The 17,728-nt window shown below is 65.3% G+C and carries 17 protein-coding genes; 5 read left to right on the top strand and 12 right to left on the bottom strand.

All coding sequences use genetic code 11. The annotated features are described in order from the left end of the window. Positions 1–139: 139 nt before the first annotated feature. The 5 genes from ACGLHS_RS12165 to hppD all read right to left on the bottom strand — a co-directional run bounded on the left by ACGLHS_RS12165 (position 140) and on the right by hppD (position 5,741). Positions 140–1,072, bottom strand: coding sequence for an MBL fold metallo-hydrolase (locus ACGLHS_RS12165; RefSeq protein ID WP_394479867.1), 933 nt, complete (start codon positions 1,070–1,072; stop codon positions 140–142). Then, entirely contained in the window at positions 1,073–2,764 is a 1,692-nt protein-coding gene (locus tag ACGLHS_RS12160; protein WP_394479865.1) for an AMP-binding protein, read from the bottom strand. 128 nt (positions 2,765–2,892) lie between these two features. Beyond that, positions 2,893–3,768: a phenylalanine 4-monooxygenase gene (phhA, locus tag ACGLHS_RS12155; RefSeq protein ID WP_394479863.1), complete on the bottom strand. Its 876-nt coding sequence runs from the start codon at positions 3,766–3,768 to the stop codon at positions 2,893–2,895. Positions 3,769–3,783: 15 nt separating this feature from the next. Continuing rightward, on the bottom strand, positions 3,784–4,584 hold the full coding sequence (locus tag ACGLHS_RS12150; protein ID WP_394479861.1) for a transporter substrate-binding domain-containing protein: 801 nt from the start codon (positions 4,582–4,584) through the stop codon (positions 3,784–3,786). Between the two features lie 29 nt (positions 4,585–4,613). After that, positions 4,614–5,741, bottom strand: coding sequence for a 4-hydroxyphenylpyruvate dioxygenase (hppD, locus tag ACGLHS_RS12145; RefSeq protein WP_093246514.1), 1,128 nt, complete (start codon positions 5,739–5,741; stop codon positions 4,614–4,616). Between the two features lie 147 nt (positions 5,742–5,888). On the opposite strand from hppD, the gene ACGLHS_RS12140 reads away from it, so the two are divergent. From ACGLHS_RS12140 to lnt, 4 genes are all read left to right on the top strand, one after another. After that, positions 5,889–6,362 carry an Lrp/AsnC family transcriptional regulator gene (locus ACGLHS_RS12140; RefSeq protein WP_093246515.1) on the top strand — a complete coding sequence of 158 codons (474 nt, stop codon included), beginning with the start codon at positions 5,889–5,891 and terminating at the stop codon, positions 6,360–6,362. Positions 6,363–6,471: 109 nt separating this feature from the next. Then, a complete protein-coding gene (locus ACGLHS_RS12135) occupies positions 6,472–7,200 on the top strand; it encodes a GNAT family N-acetyltransferase (protein WP_093246516.1) in 729 nt (242 codons plus the stop codon). Positions 7,201–7,387: 187 nt separating this feature from the next. After that, positions 7,388–8,266 (top strand): HlyC/CorC family transporter, encoded by an 879-nt coding sequence (locus ACGLHS_RS12130; RefSeq protein WP_093246517.1) that lies wholly within the window; start codon positions 7,388–7,390, stop codon positions 8,264–8,266. Further along, positions 8,266–9,852: an apolipoprotein N-acyltransferase gene (gene lnt / locus ACGLHS_RS12125; protein WP_394479858.1), complete on the top strand. Its 1,587-nt coding sequence runs from the start codon at positions 8,266–8,268 to the stop codon at positions 9,850–9,852. The genes ACGLHS_RS12130 and lnt overlap by 1 nt, the downstream gene beginning before the upstream one ends. A gap of 21 nt (positions 9,853–9,873) precedes the next feature. Here the strand turns inward: lnt and ACGLHS_RS12120 are convergent, their stop codons facing one another. From ACGLHS_RS12120 to ACGLHS_RS12090, 7 genes are all read right to left on the bottom strand, one after another. After that, positions 9,874–11,247, bottom strand: a complete 1,374-nt coding sequence (locus ACGLHS_RS12120) for an FAD-binding oxidoreductase (protein WP_394479856.1) — start codon at positions 11,245–11,247, stop codon at positions 9,874–9,876. A gap of 8 nt (positions 11,248–11,255) precedes the next feature. Then, the gene (locus ACGLHS_RS12115) at positions 11,256–12,059 is read right to left on the bottom strand and encodes an ABC transporter permease (protein WP_093246519.1); all 804 of its coding nucleotides are present in this window, start codon (positions 12,057–12,059) and stop codon (positions 11,256–11,258) included. Beyond that, positions 12,056–12,895: an ABC transporter ATP-binding protein gene (locus ACGLHS_RS12110; RefSeq protein WP_394479854.1), complete on the bottom strand. Its 840-nt coding sequence runs from the start codon at positions 12,893–12,895 to the stop codon at positions 12,056–12,058. The genes ACGLHS_RS12115 and ACGLHS_RS12110 overlap by 4 nt, the downstream gene beginning before the upstream one ends. Positions 12,896–12,956: 61 nt before the next feature. Then, a complete protein-coding gene (locus ACGLHS_RS12105; protein ID WP_394479852.1) occupies positions 12,957–13,943 on the bottom strand; it encodes an ABC transporter substrate-binding protein in 987 nt (328 codons plus the stop codon). A gap of 78 nt (positions 13,944–14,021) precedes the next feature. Continuing rightward, entirely contained in the window at positions 14,022–14,885 is an 864-nt protein-coding gene (locus tag ACGLHS_RS12100; protein WP_093246522.1) for a creatininase family protein, read from the bottom strand. A 41-nt stretch (positions 14,886–14,926) separates the two neighbouring features. Next, on the bottom strand, positions 14,927–16,228 hold the full coding sequence (locus ACGLHS_RS12095; RefSeq protein ID WP_394479850.1) for an amidohydrolase family protein: 1,302 nt from the start codon (positions 16,226–16,228) through the stop codon (positions 14,927–14,929). A gap of 61 nt (positions 16,229–16,289) precedes the next feature. After that, positions 16,290–16,877 carry an NAD(P)H-dependent oxidoreductase gene (locus tag ACGLHS_RS12090; protein ID WP_187112445.1) on the bottom strand — a complete coding sequence of 196 codons (588 nt, stop codon included), beginning with the start codon at positions 16,875–16,877 and terminating at the stop codon, positions 16,290–16,292. A gap of 340 nt (positions 16,878–17,217) precedes the next feature. On the opposite strand from ACGLHS_RS12090, the gene ACGLHS_RS12085 reads away from it, so the two are divergent. Further along, positions 17,218–17,724: a spore coat U domain-containing protein gene (locus ACGLHS_RS12085; RefSeq protein WP_394479848.1), complete on the top strand. Its 507-nt coding sequence runs from the start codon at positions 17,218–17,220 to the stop codon at positions 17,722–17,724. Positions 17,725–17,728 lie beyond the last annotated feature (4 nt).

Below are 17,728 nucleotides of genomic sequence, written 5' to 3'. Positions count from 1 at the left end.
AGATAAAGAACAAAAAGCTAAATCAATACAGCCAGAGCAACGCTTGAATAGCAGGCACGGAGCGGGCGAGAAAAGAAGACGCGCCCTTCAGCCTGTTGTCGGCACTATGCAAGTGGAGCGAGGGCAAAGACTCGTCGAATCAGAGATTTCGAATAATCCCTGAGTTCAACTCGGCAGCCTTCACAGCAATAAGCTCACCGAGGGTGTCGTCGGTCAATTGATCCAATTCGACATCGCCAAAGAAGCGCGAGCAAATCGCGCTGAGATATGGCGTGCTTCGCAGCCAGAAAGCCCAGTCCTCGGCTGTGATCGACTGCACCTCCAGCAGCTTGAACTTCATCAGCACCTTGATGGCGTGACGCGCATGCTTCACCGGATCGCGTTGCAGGCCATCCAGGCGACGCCGAGCGGTAGTCAGCACCTTGTCGACATCATCAAAAACAGCGCCGTGCCCCGGAATCACCCGCAGCGGCTTCAGGGCTTCAATCAGATCGAGCGTCGCTGCCACATCATCGAACCCGGGCTCTCCAGCCAATTCGGGAAACGTGATCCCGAAGCCGTTCTCCCACAGCGCATCCGCGGAAATCAGTGTCCGTGACGCCGCATCGAACAAGATGATCGAGTGAGGATCGTGGCCAGGTGCCGCATGCACCTGCCACGGTGCGCCGCCGAGGATGAGCTCCGCCCCAGGCCGCAGCAGTCCGGTGAACTGAAACCGCGGACAAGTCTGACCTGTCACAAGAAAACTCAGCCCCTGCTCGTCCCAGCGCGCCACCAAACCCGCTTCGCCAGGCGGAATATCCGTTTGAACGGCTGGGTAACGTGCTTGCAGCGCGGCATTGCCGCCGCAGTGGTCACTGTGCAGATGCGTATTCAAAATGCGGTCGAGCGGCCGCACACCCAGCACCGCTTCAGCCAACGCCAATGTCTGGTCCGCATGCGTGACATAACCGGTATCGACCATCGCCGTCTCGCCGTCGCCGACAAACAGGACATTGTTGGACGACAGCCACCCGCGCTCGAACACGACGACACTCGCCGGCAGCCCGGCGCTCGCCGATGCGTGGCTCATTCAGGCGCTCGCGCTGGAGCGAAGTTCGCGTCGAAGGATCTTCCCGACATTGGTCTTCGGCAGCGATTCTCTGAATTCAATGTGCTTCGGTCGCTTGTAACCCGTGAGTTGCGCATGGCAGTATTGGAGCACCGCTTCTTCCGTCAGCGCCGGGTCTTTTCGGACCACGAAAACCTTGATGGCTTCGCCCTGCTTTTCATCCGCAACGCCGATGGCTGCGCATTCGACAACCCCGGGGCACAACGAGATCACGTTTTCCAACTCGTTCGGGAACACATTGAAGCCGCTCACAAGAATCATGTCTTTCTTGCGGTCGACGATGCGGCTGTAGCCGTCCTCCTGCATGACCGCGATGTCGCCGGTTCGCATGAATCCGTCGGGCGTGAACGCGGCCGCGGTCTCGGCCGGCTGGTTGTAGTAGCCCGTCATCACATTGGGGCCCTTGATGCAAAGCTCTCCACGTTCGCCGATCGGCAGCGAATTGCCTTCATCGTCCTTGATCGCGATCTCAATGCTCGGCAATGGCAGGCCGATGGTGCCGGTGAACTCGGTGTTCGACACCGGGTTGTTGGTGCCGATCGCGCAGGTCTCGCTCATGCCCCAGCCTTCGATCATCGGGCAGCCTGTGGCCTCGAACCATCTGCGCGCCGTGCCTTCCGACGCGGCCATGCCACCCGCCTGCGAGACGAAGAGCGTGGAGAAGTCGATCGACTTGAAGTCCGGATGCATCAGCAGCGCATTGAAGAGCGTGTTCACTGCCGGCAGCATGTGGAAGGGCCGCTTCTTCAGCACCGCAATGAACTTGTTGAAGTCCCGCGGGTTCGGGATCAGCGTCATGTGCGAGCCCTGGCGGATCACCAGCAGGCAAAGCGTGAGCGCGAAGATGTGATACAGCGGCAGCGCAGCGATGCTGTTGACTTTCGCCAGATCGCCAGCGCGCGCCAGTGCCGGTGTGAACCAGGCTTCGGCCTGCAGCGTCGCAGCCACGATGTTGCGATGGGTTAGCACCGCCCCTTTCGACAGGCCCGTCGTACCGCCTGTGTACTGCAGGAATGCGATCGAATCGAGCGTGCTCCGGTCGGGCCCCAGCGTGCGCCCGCGTCCTTGGGCAATGGCCTGGGTGAACGGCGTGACCGTGCGGCCATCGCTCAATGGCAGCTTGTAGGCCGGCACGATCTTGGCCAGGTGGCGCACGGCCAGCGTGATCCAGGCACCGTACAAGCCACCCAGCAGGTCGCCCATCGAAGTCATGACCACGTGCTTCACGGGCGTGCGCTCGATGACCTGCTCCAGCGTCGCCGCGAAGTTTTCGAGGATGACGATGGCCGTTGCGCCCGAGTCCTTGAGCTGATGCTCCAACTCGCGCGCCGTGTAGAGCGGGTTGACGTTGACGCAAGTGTAGCCCGCGCGCAGCACGCCGCACATGGTGACCGCGAACTGCGGAATGTTCGGCAGCATGATCGCCACGCGCGCACCGGGCTCAAGCCCGAGCGACTGCAGCCAAGCGCCCAGGGCTTTCGACAGCGTGTCGAGCTCGCCGTAAGACATCCAGCGTTCCATGCATACCGAGAAGGGCCGGTCCTTGTAGCGGCCGAAGGCCTCCTCGAACATGTGAGGCAGGGACCGGTACTGCTCGGGATGAATCTCGTGCGGTACGCCGGCCGGATAGTTCTGTCGCGCGGATGTCTGCATGCAAGCTCCTTTGGCGCGGATTGTGGGAGGCAGAGTGCCTCCGCCGCCAGCGGGCTTGTCCTAGGGGGCCGGCATGCGCTGTCGCGCGGGCGATAGCCGCGCGGCGCGATCCATCGAAGCGAAAAGGCTCAGGCCTTGCCGGTCTCGCCCGGCAGCAACACCCCCGCCTCGATGTCGTTCGCGATCTTCAGCGACTCGTACAGCGGGGTGAAATCGGGCGCCGTGAGATCGAAGAGCTGCGCAAAGCTGTCGATCACGAAGTAGTTGCTCTGGTAGGTGTCGATCTTGTAGCGCGTGCGCATGGCGCGCAGCAGGTCCAGCGGCAGCCGGCGCGGTTCGTCGCTGAGCACGGCATGCTTCAGCTCGCCCACCGAGCTCAGGATGCCGGCGCCATAGGCGCGCAGGCCGTCCGGCTGGCGAATCAGGCCGAACTCGACCGTGTACCAGTACAGCCGCGACAGCTTCTCGCCGGCACCCAGCTCGTGCGCCTTGATGCCGCCGGCGCCATAGCGCTGCACATAGTCGGCGAAGGTCGGGTCGAACAGCATCGGCACATGGCCGAACAGGTCGTGGAACACATCCGGCTCGACGATGTAGTCGAACTCTTCCGGCTTGCGGATCCAGTCCGTCACCGGAAACTTGCGATTCGCCAGCAGCGTGAAGAAGGGCAGTTCCGGAATCAGCCCCGGCACCGCAACGATCTCCCAGCCCGTTGCACGGTGCAGCCGGTCGTTGATCTCGTCGAAGCGCGGGATGCGGTCCTTCACGCCCAGTGACGGCAGCGCCCTGATGAAGGCGTCGCAGGCCAGCCCTGGCAGCTGCGCGGCTTGGCGTTCGTAGAGCCGCTTGTAGGTGTCGTGGTCGGCCGCCGTGTAGCTGGCCCAGTCCTGCGGACAGGTGTAGTCGGCCAGCACCGTGCCGCCGCGCGAGTAATCGCCACGGGGCGGGCGGTCCGAGGCGCCGTAGACGGCGGGGGTGACAACAGCGGCGACAGGGGTGTCCATGGGGAATTTCTCGGGTTATTTGAGCCAGCGGTCCATCACGCGCTGGAAGTCGCCGCCGGCTCGCTGCAGGTGCAGCCATTGGTCGACATACGACTTGAAGGCCACGTCGTCGCGCGGCAGCATCCAGGCCATTTCGCCGTATTGCAGTGGCTTGTCGGGGTTGATCGCGCACAGGCCCGGCTTGAGCTTCTGCTGCGTGATGGCCTCGGCCGCCTCGGTCACGAACACGTCGGCGCGATTGGCAAGGATCTCGTCGAAGATCGTCACGTTCTCGCCGTGCAGCGTGAGCTTGGCCTGTTTGAAATTGGTGCGTGCAAAGCGCTCGTTGCTGCCGCCCGGATTGAAGATCACGCGGGTCGAAGGCTTGTCGATGGCGGCCACGCTTTGGTACTTGGCCACGTCGGCGCAGCGCGCAATGGGCGTCTTGCCGTTGACCATGTAGGGTGCGCTGAAGAAGGCGCGCTTTTGCCGGTCGGTGGTGACCGACACGCCACCCACCGCGATGTCGCACTTGCCGGCGGCAAGGTCGGGCAGCAGGTTGGCCCAGGTGGTCTTGATCCACTCGGGCTTGGCGCCAAGGCTGGCGCTGAAGCCGGTCATGAGGTCGACGTCGATGCCCTCGAAGGACGCGTCGGCCTTCTGGAAGCTGAAGGGCTTGTAGTCGCCCGGCGTGCAGATGCGCAGCACCGCGGCCTTCTGCACCGTGTCCAGGTGCGAACCGGCCACCGGCGTTGCCGCAGGGGCCATGGCGCAACCTGAAAGAACGGCGGCAGCCGCCGCGATGAAAGTCAGTCCGATCGAAGACGTGCTGCGCATGCCGGGCTCCTGGGGCAGTGAAGAAGCCCTTATTTTGCGGCGCTCAACACGCCACGGCGCATCTGGTCGAGCTCGATGCTCTCGAACAGCGCCTTGAAGTTGCCGTTGCCGAAGCCGTCGTCGCCCTTGCGCTGGATGAACTCGAAGAAGATCGGGCCGAGCTGGTTCTCGCTGAAGATCTGCAGCAGAAGAGCGTCCTTCTTGCCGTCGATCAGGATCTTGCGCTTCTGCAATTCGGCAACGCTCTCGCCGTGCTCCGGAATGCGCTTGTCCACCAGTTCGTAATACGTGTCGATGGTGTCGAGCAGCGTCACGCCGTTGGTGCGCAGCGCGTCGACCGTCTTGTACAGGTCGTCCGAGCCCATGGCGATGTGCTGGATGCCTTCGCCCTTGTACATGTCCAGGTACTCCTGGATCTGGCCGGCCTGCTCCTTGCCCTCTTCGTTGATCGGGATGCGGATCTTGCCGCAGGGGCTGGTCATGGCCTTGCTCTTCACGCCTGTCACCTGGCCTTCGATGTCGAAGTACTTGATCTCGCGGAAGTTGAAGAGCTTCTCGTAGAAGCCGGCCCACACGTTCATGCGGCCGCGGTACACGTTGTGCGTCAGGTGGTCGATGTAGGTCAGGCCATTGCCGAACGGCGACAGCGCCTGCTCCGGTGCGACGCCGGGCAAGGCCTCGAAGTCGACGTCGTAGAAACCGATGTTGCCGATGTCGCCGGGCTTTGCCCCGTTCTTGCCGGGCCAGCGGTCCACCAGGTAGATCAGGCTGTCACCGATGCCCTTGATGGCGGGAATGTTCAGCTCGCCGGGGCCGGCCTTGTCGGCAAAGCCCCAGGCGCCGAGCGACGTGGCGCGCTCGTAGGCCTGCTTGGCGTCTTGCACGCGGAAGGCGATGGCGCACACGCTCGGGCCGTGCTCGCGCGCGAATTTCTGCGCGAAGGAGTCGGGCTCGGCATTCAGGATGAAGTTGATGGTGCCCTGGCGGTACAGCAGCACGTTCTTGTGGCGGTGCTTGGCCACGGCCTTGAAGCCCATGCGCTCGAACACCTTGCCCATGGCGACCGGGTCCGGTGCCGCGTATTCGATGAATTCGAAGCCATCGGTGCCCATGGGGTTCTCCCAGGGCGTGAAGGCGGGGGCGTCGGCGTGGCTCATGTGCAGTCTCCGGAAAGGGTGGGGAATTTCAATGAATAGGGCGCGAAATCGGCCGGTGCTGCAATGTAGGGTGGATGGCTCTCAGGTTTTCAGCGTTTCTGGGCGCTGGCGGTGGCTCTTGCGCAGTAAAACTGCAAAAATAGAGGAATGGAAGCACTGGACAAGATTGATAGGCTCATTCTGCGCACGCTGCAAGCAGATGGACGCGCCACCTACGACCAGCTCGCCGAACAGGTCAGCCTGTCGCCCAGTGCCGTGCTGCGGCGGGTCAAGCGGCTCGAAGAAAGCCGGGTGATCGACCGCTACGTCGCCCTGGTCCAGCCCGAAGCCATCGGCCTGGGGCTGACCGCCTATCTCAATGTGCGGCTCGAAAAGCACACCGAAAGCCACAAGCGCAACCCGATGGACCTGTTCCGCGCCAGCGTGCAGACCTGGCCCGAGGTGGTCGAATGCGCCGCGCTCACCGGCGACATGGACTACCTGCTGCGCGTCGTGGTGGCCGACATGGCCCACTACAGCCGCTTCATCATGGACACCCTGCTCAAGCACCCCAGCGTGGAAGACTGCAAGACCAGCTTCGTGCTGGACCGTGTCAAAGCCACAACAGCTGTTCCCGTTTAGCCACAAACGGGTTGCGCGGGCGCCACGGGCTCTGGTAATGGGTCACGAATGTGTCTTGGAAGTGTCCCTGCTGGGTTGTTGATTAAGGGAAAACCCTTACATTTGAGCCATGCTTACCGCCAAGACCCTCCTCAAGGCGTCTCTCGGCCTTGGCTCTTTCCTGAAAGCGCCGATGGTTGAGACCCAACCACGCGCTACGCCTGCGCCCCAGCCCGTCATGGTGCCGATCCGCTCGATCGGCCCCCGTGAACGCGACCGCATCGCCGCCCACCTGCTGGCGCTGACCCCGCACGACCGCTACCTGCGCTTCGGCTATGCGGCGGCCGACGAGCAGATCCAGCGCTACGTCGACGGCCTCGATTTCGACCGCGACGAACTGTTCGGCATCTACAACCGCCGCCTCGACCTGATCGCGATGGCGCACCTGGCCTTTGCGCCCAGCGACCAGCACAGCGACTGCGCCGAATTCGGCGTTTCGGTCTCGGCGCATGCCCGTGGCCGCGGCTACGGTGCCCGCCTGTTCGAGCGCGCCGTGGTCGTCGCCCGCAACGAAGGCGTGGGCATGCTCTTCATCCATGCGCTGAGCGAAAACGCCGCCATGCTGAAGATCGCCCGCAATGCCGGCGCCACCGTGGTGCGCAGCGGCTCCGAAGCCGAAGCGCACCTCGAATTGCCCAGCGCCACCTTCGACAGCCGCATGAGCGAGATCGCGCTGGAGCACTACGCTGCGGTCGACTTCGCGCTCAAGAGCCGCGCCAAGCAGTTCTGGGCCTTCCTGGCGAGCTTGCAGGAAGTGCGCAGCGGCATGCGCGACGCCCGGAAAAAATCCGCCTCCTGACCGCTGGCCCTCCGGCTTTTCGCTTCGCTGCGTGTAGTGCGCCACCCTCCGAGGGGGAGGCGCGGCTCGCCTCGCCTTGGGGCGGCCCGGCGGTGGCCGCCGGTGTTCTTTCCCCTGGAAAAGCCGTGGTGGAGCCTGTCACACGCAATCCGGTATCCTTGCCCTTCCTCAACTCCGCCCTCCCGCAGTGGCCGACCCTCACCCTGAACGCGCACCCGTAGAACGGGAAGACAAGCGCGGCTTTCTCCAGAAGCTCGCCGAATTCATTCACCCCGGTCCTGACTCGCGCGACGAGCTGATCGAAACCCTGGCGGATGCCGAGGACAACGAGGTGATCGGCGCCGAGTCGCGCGTGATGCTCGAAGGCGTGCTGCGCATGGCCGACATGACGGCCGGCGACGTGATGGTCGCGGCGCCGCGCATGGACGTCATCAACATCGACGCGCCGTTCGATGCGTTGCTTCACCTCATCATCGACACCGCGCACTCGCGCTTTCCGGTGTACGAGGGCGAAAAAGAAAACATCATCGGCATCCTGCTCGCGAAGGACCTGCTCAAGCTGCAGCGCGCGCCGGGCCTGAACATCCGTGCGCTGCTGCGGCCCGCGACCTTCGTGCCCGAGAGCAAGGGCCTGAACGACCTGCTGCGCGAGTTCCGCGGCAACCGCAACCATCTGGCCATCGTCATCGACGAGTTCGGCCGCGTGGCCGGCCTCATCACCATCGAGGACGTGCTCGAGCAGATCGTCGGCGAGATCGAAGACGAGTTCGACATTGCCGAAGATGAAGGCGATATCTTCGGCCTGGCCGACCACACCTACCGCGTCTCGGGCGACACGCCCATCGAGCGCGTGGCCGAGGCCTTCGGCATCGTCTTCGACGAAGAGCAACTGAGCGAAGACTTCGACACCATCGGCGGCCTGATCGCCCACGAGATGGGCCACGTGCCCAAGCGCGGCGAGCACCATGCGATGGGCGGCTTCGACTTCGTGGTGCTGCACACCAAGGGCGGCGCGGTGCGCTGGTTCAAGGTGTCGCCGGCCCGCGGCGGCGACGCGGCCGATTGATGCCGCTGCCCGCTGCGGCGACGCAACGCGTTTCGCCTTTCTCTTCCACCCATCTGCTTCGCCTGCTGGGCTTCGGCATCGCCGGCCTGGCGCAGGCGGTTTCCATGGCGTCGCCTGTGAGCGGCAAGCCCTTGTGGTGGCTCCAGTTGCTGTCGCTCGGTGCACTCGTCTGGCTGCTCGACAGCCTGCGCGCCCAAGGCGCGGGCTGGCGCCGCGCCGGGCTGCATGGCTGGCTCTTCTCGACCGCCTGGCTCACCGGCAGCTTCTGGTGGCTCTTCATCTCGATGCACACCTACGGCGGGCTGCCTGCGCCGCTGGCCGCCATCGCCGTGCTGGCGCTGGCCGCGGCGCTCGGGCTGTACTACGCGGCCGCCAGTGCGTGGTTCGTCGTGCGCGGCCCGAAGGGCAGGGTGACGGGTGCGCTGGTCTTCGCGGCACTCTGGACGCTGGCCGAACTCGTGCGCGGCAGCTGGTTCACCGGCTTCCCGTGGGGCGCCGGTGGCTACGCGCATGTCGAAGGTCCGCTGGCTGCGCTCGCGCCGTGGGTCGGCGTCTATGGCATCGGCGCCGCCGCCGCGCTGGTCATTGCGCTGGTCGCATTGCACCGACCCGTTCGTACCGGCGAGATCGCACTGGCAGCGGTTCTGATCGCGCTGGTGTTCGGCGCGCCGCAGCTTGTCGCGCCACTTCGTACCGACGTGCAAGGCGCCAAGGGATCGACCGGCAACCTGCAGATCGCGCTGCTGCAAGGCAACATTCCGCAGGACGAGAAGTTCGTGCCCGGTGGTGGCATCGAAACCGCGTTGCGTTGGTATGGCGAGCAGTTGCGCGATGCCAAGGCCTCGCTCGTGGTGACGCCCGAAACCGCGCTGCCCCTGCTGCCGCAGCAGTTGCCGGCGGGTTACCTCGAAGCGATCCAGGCGCGCTACAGCCAGGGCACGCAGGCGGCCATCGTCGGCCTGCCGATGGGAAACCAGGGCACGTACAGCAACTCGGTGCTCGGCTTCCAGCCCGGCGCATCGCGGGTCTACCAGTACAGCAAGCACCATCTTGTGCCCTTCGGTGAATTCATCCCCACGGGCTTTCGCTGGTTCATCCAGATGATGAACATCCCGCTCGGCGACTTCGAACGCGGCGGCCTCGCGCAGGCGCCCTTCCTCTGGCAGGGCCAGCGTATCGCGCCGAACATCTGCTACGAAGACTTGTTCGGCGACGAGATCGGCGCGAACTTCCGCGACGAGGCGACGGCGCCGACCGTCCTGCTCAACGTGAGCAACATCGCGTGGTTCGGCGATTCGGTCGCCATCGACGAGCACCTGTCCATCTCGCGCATGCGCGCGCTCGAATTCGCCCGGCCGATGGTGCGCTCCACCAACACCGGCGCGACCGTCGTCATCGATGCCGAAGGCCGCGTGACGCACGAACTGCCGCGCCTCACGCGCGGCGTGCTCGAAGCGAGCGTCGAAGGCCGTCGCGGCCTCACGCCTTATGCGCGCTGGGTGGCACCGTTCGGCCTGTGGCCGCTGTGGATACTGGCGCTCGCCATCGTGGCGGCTGCATTCCTGCTGCGCCGCCGCCAGCGCTGAAGCCGCGCTCCGTAGTTGTTGTCAGGCGGTTGCCGGCTCGGCCTTCACGGGCCAGTCGCGCAACTTGCCCGGGTTCAGCAGCCCCAGCGGATCGAATCGCTTCTTCACCTCGATGACCTCCGGCGGCAGCGGCCCACCGGCCTTGCCGTCTTCGACGATGTTCACGTGCGGGTTGTTGATGTGCACCTGGTGCGCGCGGTGGATGTCGATGATCTCGGCGAGCCGCTCTTCCGTGCTGAAGCGCACCAGCTGAAGCCCGCTGCAGGTCATCAGGCCCGCCACGTTGCGGATGAACTCGATGTGCATCATCACCTCGCCACCGAGCAGCTGTTCCATCTCGATGATCTGCTCCACATGCTTGCCGGGGATGAAGCCGCTCTGCAGGTAGGTCAGCGAAGGGTCGATCTTCAGCGCATGCAGCGTCGTGTGGTTCCAGGTGAACTCCATCAGCGTGCGGTTGCTCTTCTGCACTTCGGCCGCCGTCTTGCGGTAGCCCACCGTGCCGCCATGCGCCTCGACCAGCTGCAGCAGCGCCGGCTCGCACGATTCGGCCACCAGCGACAGCACCGTGTGGCAGCCCTTGGGCAGGTGCGCGGCCAGTTGCGCGAGGTGGTCCGCGATGGGCGCGGCAAAGAACGAGATCTCTCGCTTCACGATGCCCGGCGCGTTCGCGAGCTTGTCCGCGAAGTGAAGCGCATCGGTGAAGTTGTCGAAGGTCACCAGCGTCTCTAGCCACGGGTGCGCGGGCGCCAATGCGATCTCCAGCTCCAGCACGAGGCCGTTGGTGCCCCACAGGTGATGCATGCGCATGGCCTCCGTGCCGCGCAGCTCGACCACCTGGGGCTCGGCCTCGATGGTCATCGCGCGAATGCCGAGCACATTGCCCGGCGCGCCGAGTGGCCCGTAGTTGATCGAGCCCACGCCGCCGAAGCCACCGCCGAACAGGCCGCCTAGCGTGGCGCTGCGGTAGGTGGAGGGCACGCAGCGCATTTCCTGCCCCGTCGGCTTTGTCTGCTTTTCGAGTTCGCCCAGGCGGATGCCGGCCTGCGCGCGCGCCACGCCGGGCTGCACCCACAGGAAGGCGTTGTAGCCCGTCATGTCGAGCACCACGCCGCCGGCCAGCGGCGTGGTCTGGCCGTAGTTGCCGGTGCCGCTGCCACGGATCGTGATTGGCAGGTTGCGGCGCGCGCAGGCGCCGACTACCGCGCGGATCTCGTCCTCGGTGCGCGGGCGCACGACCACGTCGGCGCGCTTGTCCTTCAACTGGCGGTTGAGCACGGGGCTGAACCACGAGAAGTCTTGCGACAGCCGCGTCACGCGGCCCTCGTCGGTGATCCAGTCGAGGTCGGGCAATTCGAGCAGCAACTGCTCGATGGAAGAAACGGGAGCGTTCATGGTCAAGTTCAATCCTGGGAAAGTTCGCTCGCATGCCACGAGCCGAGCGCCACCTTGGTCAGCCACGCCATCAGCACGAAGAGCGCGACACCGGTCAATGAAATCAGCAGCAGTGCGGCGAACATGCGCGGAATGTTCAGCTGGAAGCCTGCCTGCAGGATCTGGTAGGCCAGCCCTGCGCCCGAGCCGCCCGTGCCCGCGACGAACTCCGCCACCACCGCGCCGATCAGCGCAAGGCCGCTGGAGATGCGCAGCCCGCCGAAGAAGTAAGGCAGCGCGCTTGGAATGCGAAGCCGCACCAGCTGCTGCCAGCGTGTCGCGCGGTTGAGCTTGAAGTAGCTCTGCAGGTCGGGGTCGATGCTGCGCAGGCCCAGCGTGGTGTTGCTGATGATCGGGAACAGCGCCACCAGTGCGGCGCACACCGTCATCGCGGCCACCGGGTTCTTCACCCAGATGATGATGAGCGGTGCCACCGCCACGATGGGCGTCACCTGCAGCAGCACCGCATACGGAAAGAGCGCGGTCTCGATGCGCTTGCTCTGCACAAACAGGAACGAGATCAGCACGCCCGCCACCGTGGCGAGCGCAAACGACAGCACCGTGATCTTGAGCGTGACCAGCAGCGCGCTGCCCAGCGGCGCCCAGTCGGTCACCAGCGTCTGCATCATCAGGAAGGGCGAGGGCACCAGGTAAGGCGGCAGCTCCATCGCCACCACCAGCCATTGCCACAGCGCGACCAGCACCACGCCGATCAGCACCGGGTACAGCACGCGCTGCACGCGCGGCTGGTTGAGCAGGGGCGTGCGTTTCATCGCGTGGCCTCCTCGTCGGCGTGGCTGCTGGCGCGCAGCAGGCTGTCTTGCAGCCGTTTGGCATGGCGGGCGAACTCGGGTGTCACCATGAAGTCGGCACTGCGCGGATAGGGCTCGTCGATGTGGAACTGCTCGACCACGCGGCCGGGCCGCGCGGCCATCATCACCACGCGGCTCGACAGGAACACCGCCTCGTGGATCGAGTGCGTCACGAAGATCACCGTGAGCTTCTTCTTGCGCCACAGCTCCAGCAGATCGGCATCGAGCTTGTGGCGAGTGATCTCGTCGAGTGCGCCGAAGGGTTCGTCCATCAGCAGCAGGTCGGGCTGCGTGACGAGCCCGCGCGCGATCGACACGCGCATCTGCATGCCGCCCGACAGCGCACGCGGCAGCGCGCCCGCAAACTTTTCAAGGCCGACCAGTGCGAGCGATTCCGTCACCCGCGCGTCGGCCTCCTTGCGCGGCACGCCGGCCAGGTCGAGCGGCAGCCGCACGTTGGTCTGCACGCTGGCCCAGGGCATCAGCGTGGGCGACTGGAAAACGAAGGACAGCTTGTGCGGGCAGTCGTGCAACTGCGCCACGGGCTTGCGCCACACCAGCAACCGGCCGTCGCTCGGCTCCAGCATGCCGGCCACCATCTTGAGCAGCGTGCTCTTGCCGCAGCCCGACGGGCCCAGCAGCGTGACGAACTCGCCTTCGGCAATCGACAGGTCCACCGGCAAAAGCGCCTGCGTGCCGTTGGGATAAGTTTTCTCGGCCGAGAGCACTTCGACGGCGGGTACCGAAGGCGCAAGCTCGGGCGGTGGGGCCAGGGTGTGGGGTTCGATGCGATTCATGCGTGATGCCTTTCGAGAGCGGCTGCAACGCGCGGCCGCCTGGTTTCAGGGCTGGAGAGGGTCAGGGCAAGACCTTGGCGTCTTTCACGAACTCGGTCGTGTAGGTCTTCGCCAGTTCCACCTTCGACGGGTCGAGCAGCTTCGCGCCCACAAGGAAGTCGTAGCTCGCCTTCGAGCGCGCGTCGGTCATCACGCCGATGCCCAACTTGGCCGCGTCGCCGCCGGTGACCATGCCCATCTCCTTGAGCTTGGCCACGCTGTAGGCCAACTGGTCGTCGGTCATGTTGGGGTTGTCTTTCTTGATCAGCGCATTGGCGGGCGCAGGGTCGGCCAGGTAGCTCTTCCAGCCTTCGGCCGATGCCTTCACGAAGGCGGCCACCTGCTTGCTGCGGTCCTTGAGCGTCTTCTCCATGCACGACACCGTGGTCGCATAGGCCGGGAAGCCGTGGTCGCTGAACATCAGCACCGTGCTCTTCACGCCGGCCTTCTGGATGGCGTAGGGCTCCGAGGTCAGGTAGCCCTGCTGCGCGGTGTTCTTGTCCGCCACGAAGGGCTGGATGTTGAAGGTGTAGGGCCGCGTCTGCTCGTCGGTGAAGCCGAACTTGGCCTTGAGCCACGGCCAGTAGCCACGGTTGGCCTGCGCGCCGATCAGCAGCGTCTTGCCCTTCAGGTCCTCGAACTTCTTCACGTCGTCGTGCGCGATCAGCACCTGCGGGTCTTTCTGGAAGAAGGCCGCCACGTTGACCACCGGCACGCCGCCTTCGCGCACCTGCATCATCTGGATGTCGCTCGAACCCATGATGCAGTCGGCCTGGCCAGCGGCCATCATCTGCGTGATGTTGACCTGCGGGCCGCCCATCTTGATGGTCACGTCCAAGCCGTACTTCTTGTAGATGCCTTGCGCCACGGCCTGGTAGAAGCCGCCGTGTTCGGCCTGCGCGTACCAGTTGGTCATGTAGGTGAACTTGTCCTCGGCCTGCGCGGGCGCGGCGGCGGTGAGGAAGGCAATGGCGGCGGCGCCGGCCATGGACAGGGCGAAAGAGCGCATGGGGTGGACCTCTCGAAGGGCTGGATTGAAAAAGGAAAGGGGTGAGCGATTCGATGCAAGGAGCGGGCCGAACCCTCTTCAAGCGGGCACGAACGAAGGCTGGATGAAGCCCTGCTGGTGCCCGCGCTCCCAGGTGGCTTCCTCGCGCACGACCCAGCGCAGCGCATGCAACTCGGTCAGCGCCTGCACCCAGCTGTCGGACAGCGTGTCGAGGATCTCGTCGCCTTGTTCGCGCGTGGCGCTGGTGGGGTCGCCGATCACGCCACTCGGGCCGAAATCGCGCGCGGTCCATGCACAGGCGGGGCGGCCATCGGCTGACAAAAGCTTGATCGGGAAGGGCGGCGGAAAGTTGGCCGCCGCGCGCTCCATGTGCACCGTGTCGGGCGCGAGTGCCAGCATCAGTGCCGTTTCGGAATGACCGGCGTGCATCGACAGGCGCTTTTCCTGTTCGCCGATCTGCTTGCTCGACGCGTTCGGCAGGCGCGACACGCCATGCGGCACCACCACGAAGTCGCCATGCCGCAGCCGCAGTTCGCGCGCGGCCATCTCCAGCACCTGCGGCTGTCCGCCGTGGCCGTTGGCGAACAGCAGCTTGCGAAAGCCAGCGCGATAGACCGACTCGCCGATCTCGGTCACGGTCGACAGCAGCGTGGTGCCGGTGAGCGTCATCGTGCCGGGGAAGTGCAGGTGCTCTTCCGACTTGCCATAGGTGATGGTCGGCAGCGCGAAGGCGCGCACCTCGGGCGGCAGTTTCTCGAGCGCCTTGCCCATCACGCCCGAGGCGATCACGCTGTCGACCGAGCAGGGCAGGTGCGGCCCGTGCTGTTCGATGGCGCCGCAGGGCAGCACGATGACCGTGTTCTCGCGGTCGGGCAGCGCGGCGATTTCTGTCCAGCTCAGGTAGGGGAGGAAGCGGTGGGGCGGGATGTAGCCGTGGAGCATGGGCGTCCTTGTCGGTTGTCGGTGGTGGTGCGTTGCGTGGATCACGAAAGAGAGGGCACGTCTTCGGTGCGCCGCAGCCAGGCCGCAGGCACGGCGCCGCGTGTGACGCGGCCTTCGCGCAGCACCACGCGGGTGGCGGTGCGCGAAGGCCAGCCGTGGCGGTCGGCCTCGGTGAAGAGCACGAGGTCGGCAGGGCTGCCGACCAGTGACGGAGTGGCGGGGGCCGGGGCGCGCCGCAGCCAGTCGCCGCGGCACAGCGCCTCTGACCAGTTGTCGAAGGGTTCGTCGAGCTGCGCCACCAGCGCGGCCGTGCCCAGTGCCTCGACCGGATCGAAACTGCCGAGCCGGCAGAAGGGGTCTTGCACGTTGTCGCTTGCGAACAGCAGCGGAATGCCGCGCTCGCGCGCTTCCTTCACCAGCGTGATGCCGCGCAGGCGCGGCGTGCGGCCGGTGACGGCGTCCTGCAGCAGCAGGTTGGTGGCAGGCAGCGACACCACGGTGATCGGCGCGCGCGCCATCGCATCGAGCGTGGCGAAGGCCTGTGCCTCAGGCTGCGCCGCGAGCGCGCAGAGGTGGCCGCAGACCACGCGGCCTTCGTAGCCGATCTCGCGCAGGAGGCGGGCCGTGGTTTGCAGGCCGACCGCCGAGGCGTTGAGTTCCTCATCGACGTGCAGGTCGATATCGAGGTCGCAGGCCTGCGCCGACAGCAGCAGGTTGCGCAGTGCGTTCTCGCTCCAGTTGGTGGAGTGCACGAAGCCGCCGAGCAGCGCATGCGGCCCCGTGGCCTTCACCTGCTTCGCGAGGCGCATCGCCTGCGTCGCGTCTTCGAACAGCGGCAGCTTGATCAGGCTGACCTGCTCCAGCTTCACCTTGCCGGCCCATTCCTGCGCCAGCTCGGCCATCACCGGCCAGGCCAGCGGCACCGCGTCGGGCTCCCACCAGTCGACGTGTGTGCGCACGTGCGTGGTGCCGCATTCCCAGGCCCACTGCAGGCCGCGCGACGCGCGCTCGTGCACGTCGGCGGGGCTCCAGTGCACGCGGTCGTTCAGCATCGCGTCGATGGCGCCGAGCAGGCCGGGCTGCACCTGCTTCATGCGCGGCAGCGTGAAGGCCTTGTCGAGGTGCGTGTGCGCATCGACGAAGCCGGGCAGCACCAGTGTGCCGGCCAGGTCCCAACCAGCGGTGGGGCGTTCGGCGTGATCGGATGCAGGGCGCACCGATGCCACGCGGCCGGCTTCGACGGCGATGCATGCCAACACCGGCACGCCATCGCGTTGTGGCCAGTCGCTCGGCAACAGCCAGCGCGGCAAACGCGCGTTGTCGAGCAACGCAGGCGTGCTCATTGGCGTGCCTTCGTGCTGCGCACCGCGGCGCGAGCTGGCCTGGGGTGGCCCGGCGCGGCGCTCATGCGAAGCGCGCCATTGCTTGCCCGACCCGCGCCATGAAGCGCTTGAGCTGGGGCTCGGTCGCCACGTTCATGTGGTAGTGGGCGTGGTAGTCCACCCGGGCGCGCTGGCCGGTGAGGCGCTTCATGTAGCGCGTAACGATCTTGCGCGGCGGATCGCCCATGTACCAGGCCATCCAGCGCGGCCGGCCATAGGTGACCACGGCGCTGATGCGCTGGATGTGCGTGAGCATCGGCTTCACATTCGCCGGGTCGCTGATGTCGAAGGCCACGCCCGGCATGAAGAGCCGGTCGAAGTAGCCCTTGAGCATCGCCGGGAGGCCGAAGCACCACGTCGGAAAGCAGAACACGATGCCTTCGGCCCACTGCAGCCGCTCCACGTAAGGTTTCAGCGGCAGCTGATTGGCCGGCACCTCGTGGTAGCCCAGCCGCTCCTCGCGCGACAGCACCGGGTTGAAGCCCTCGGCGTAGAGGTCGCAGTCGTCCACCTCGTGCCCCGCGGCGCGCAGGTTCTTCAGCACCTCCTGGTGCAGGGCGGCATGGAAGCTGGTTTCGACCGGATGGCAGTAGACGACGAGCACGCGCATGGTGTGTTTGACCGCTTAATCAGAGCAAGTGGTCAGGTTATGCAAGCGACGTGCCAGTGGCGACGCACTGGTTTGGGGCTGGGCGATGTTTAGGCGCGCGACAGCGCCCGTGTGCTTACTTTTCTCGAAGCTGTTTTGCAACAAAAGTCACGAAAACTCGTTAATTCGCAACGTCAAGCGGGCCGATCGAGGCCATTTCGTAACATCCACACACACGGAAGATCAATTGTTAACTAAAATCCACAATTCCAAATTGCGAACTTTGGACCTCAAAACAACTTCCTGTAACCCGTCCAATTCGCCGAGAGCCACGTTTTATTTACATCTGTAGGCATTCCTCATGAAAAAACCTTCCCTTATCGTTGCCGCCGTCCTTGCAATCACCACCAGCGCAGTCTTGGCGGCCACGAGCCCGGCCACTGCCACGTTCCAGGTTCTGATCACCGTTGCCAAGGCTTGCTCGGTGACGGCGGGCGCGGGCTCCAACATCAACTTCAATACGGTCGATTCCTCCGCCACCAACCTGAGTGCCAGCAGCAACATCAACGTGACCTGCTCCAAGTCGACGCCCTACAACATCGGCCTGCTGCCCTCGAACAACAGCACCACCGGCGCCGGCGTGATGAGCCCCTCGACGGGCACTGACACCATCCCTTACCAACTGCGCTCGGTGAGCGCCACCGGTTCGATCTGGGGCAGCACCGCCACGTCTATCTCGGTCGGCAACGGCGTGAGCGGCACCGGCACCGGTTTGGCCCAGTCGATCCCCGTGTGGGCCACGGTCGCGAGCGTCAACGTGACGCCTGGCGCCTACCTTGACACCGTGACCGTCCAGGTCAACTACTGATCGA

The organism is Variovorax sp. VaC1 (assembly GCF_043658315.1).
Lineage (GTDB): Bacteria > Pseudomonadota > Gammaproteobacteria > Burkholderiales > Burkholderiaceae_C > Variovorax.
The sequence above is the reverse complement of the archived record's forward strand: the minus strand, read 5'-3'. Positions and strand labels throughout refer to the sequence as shown.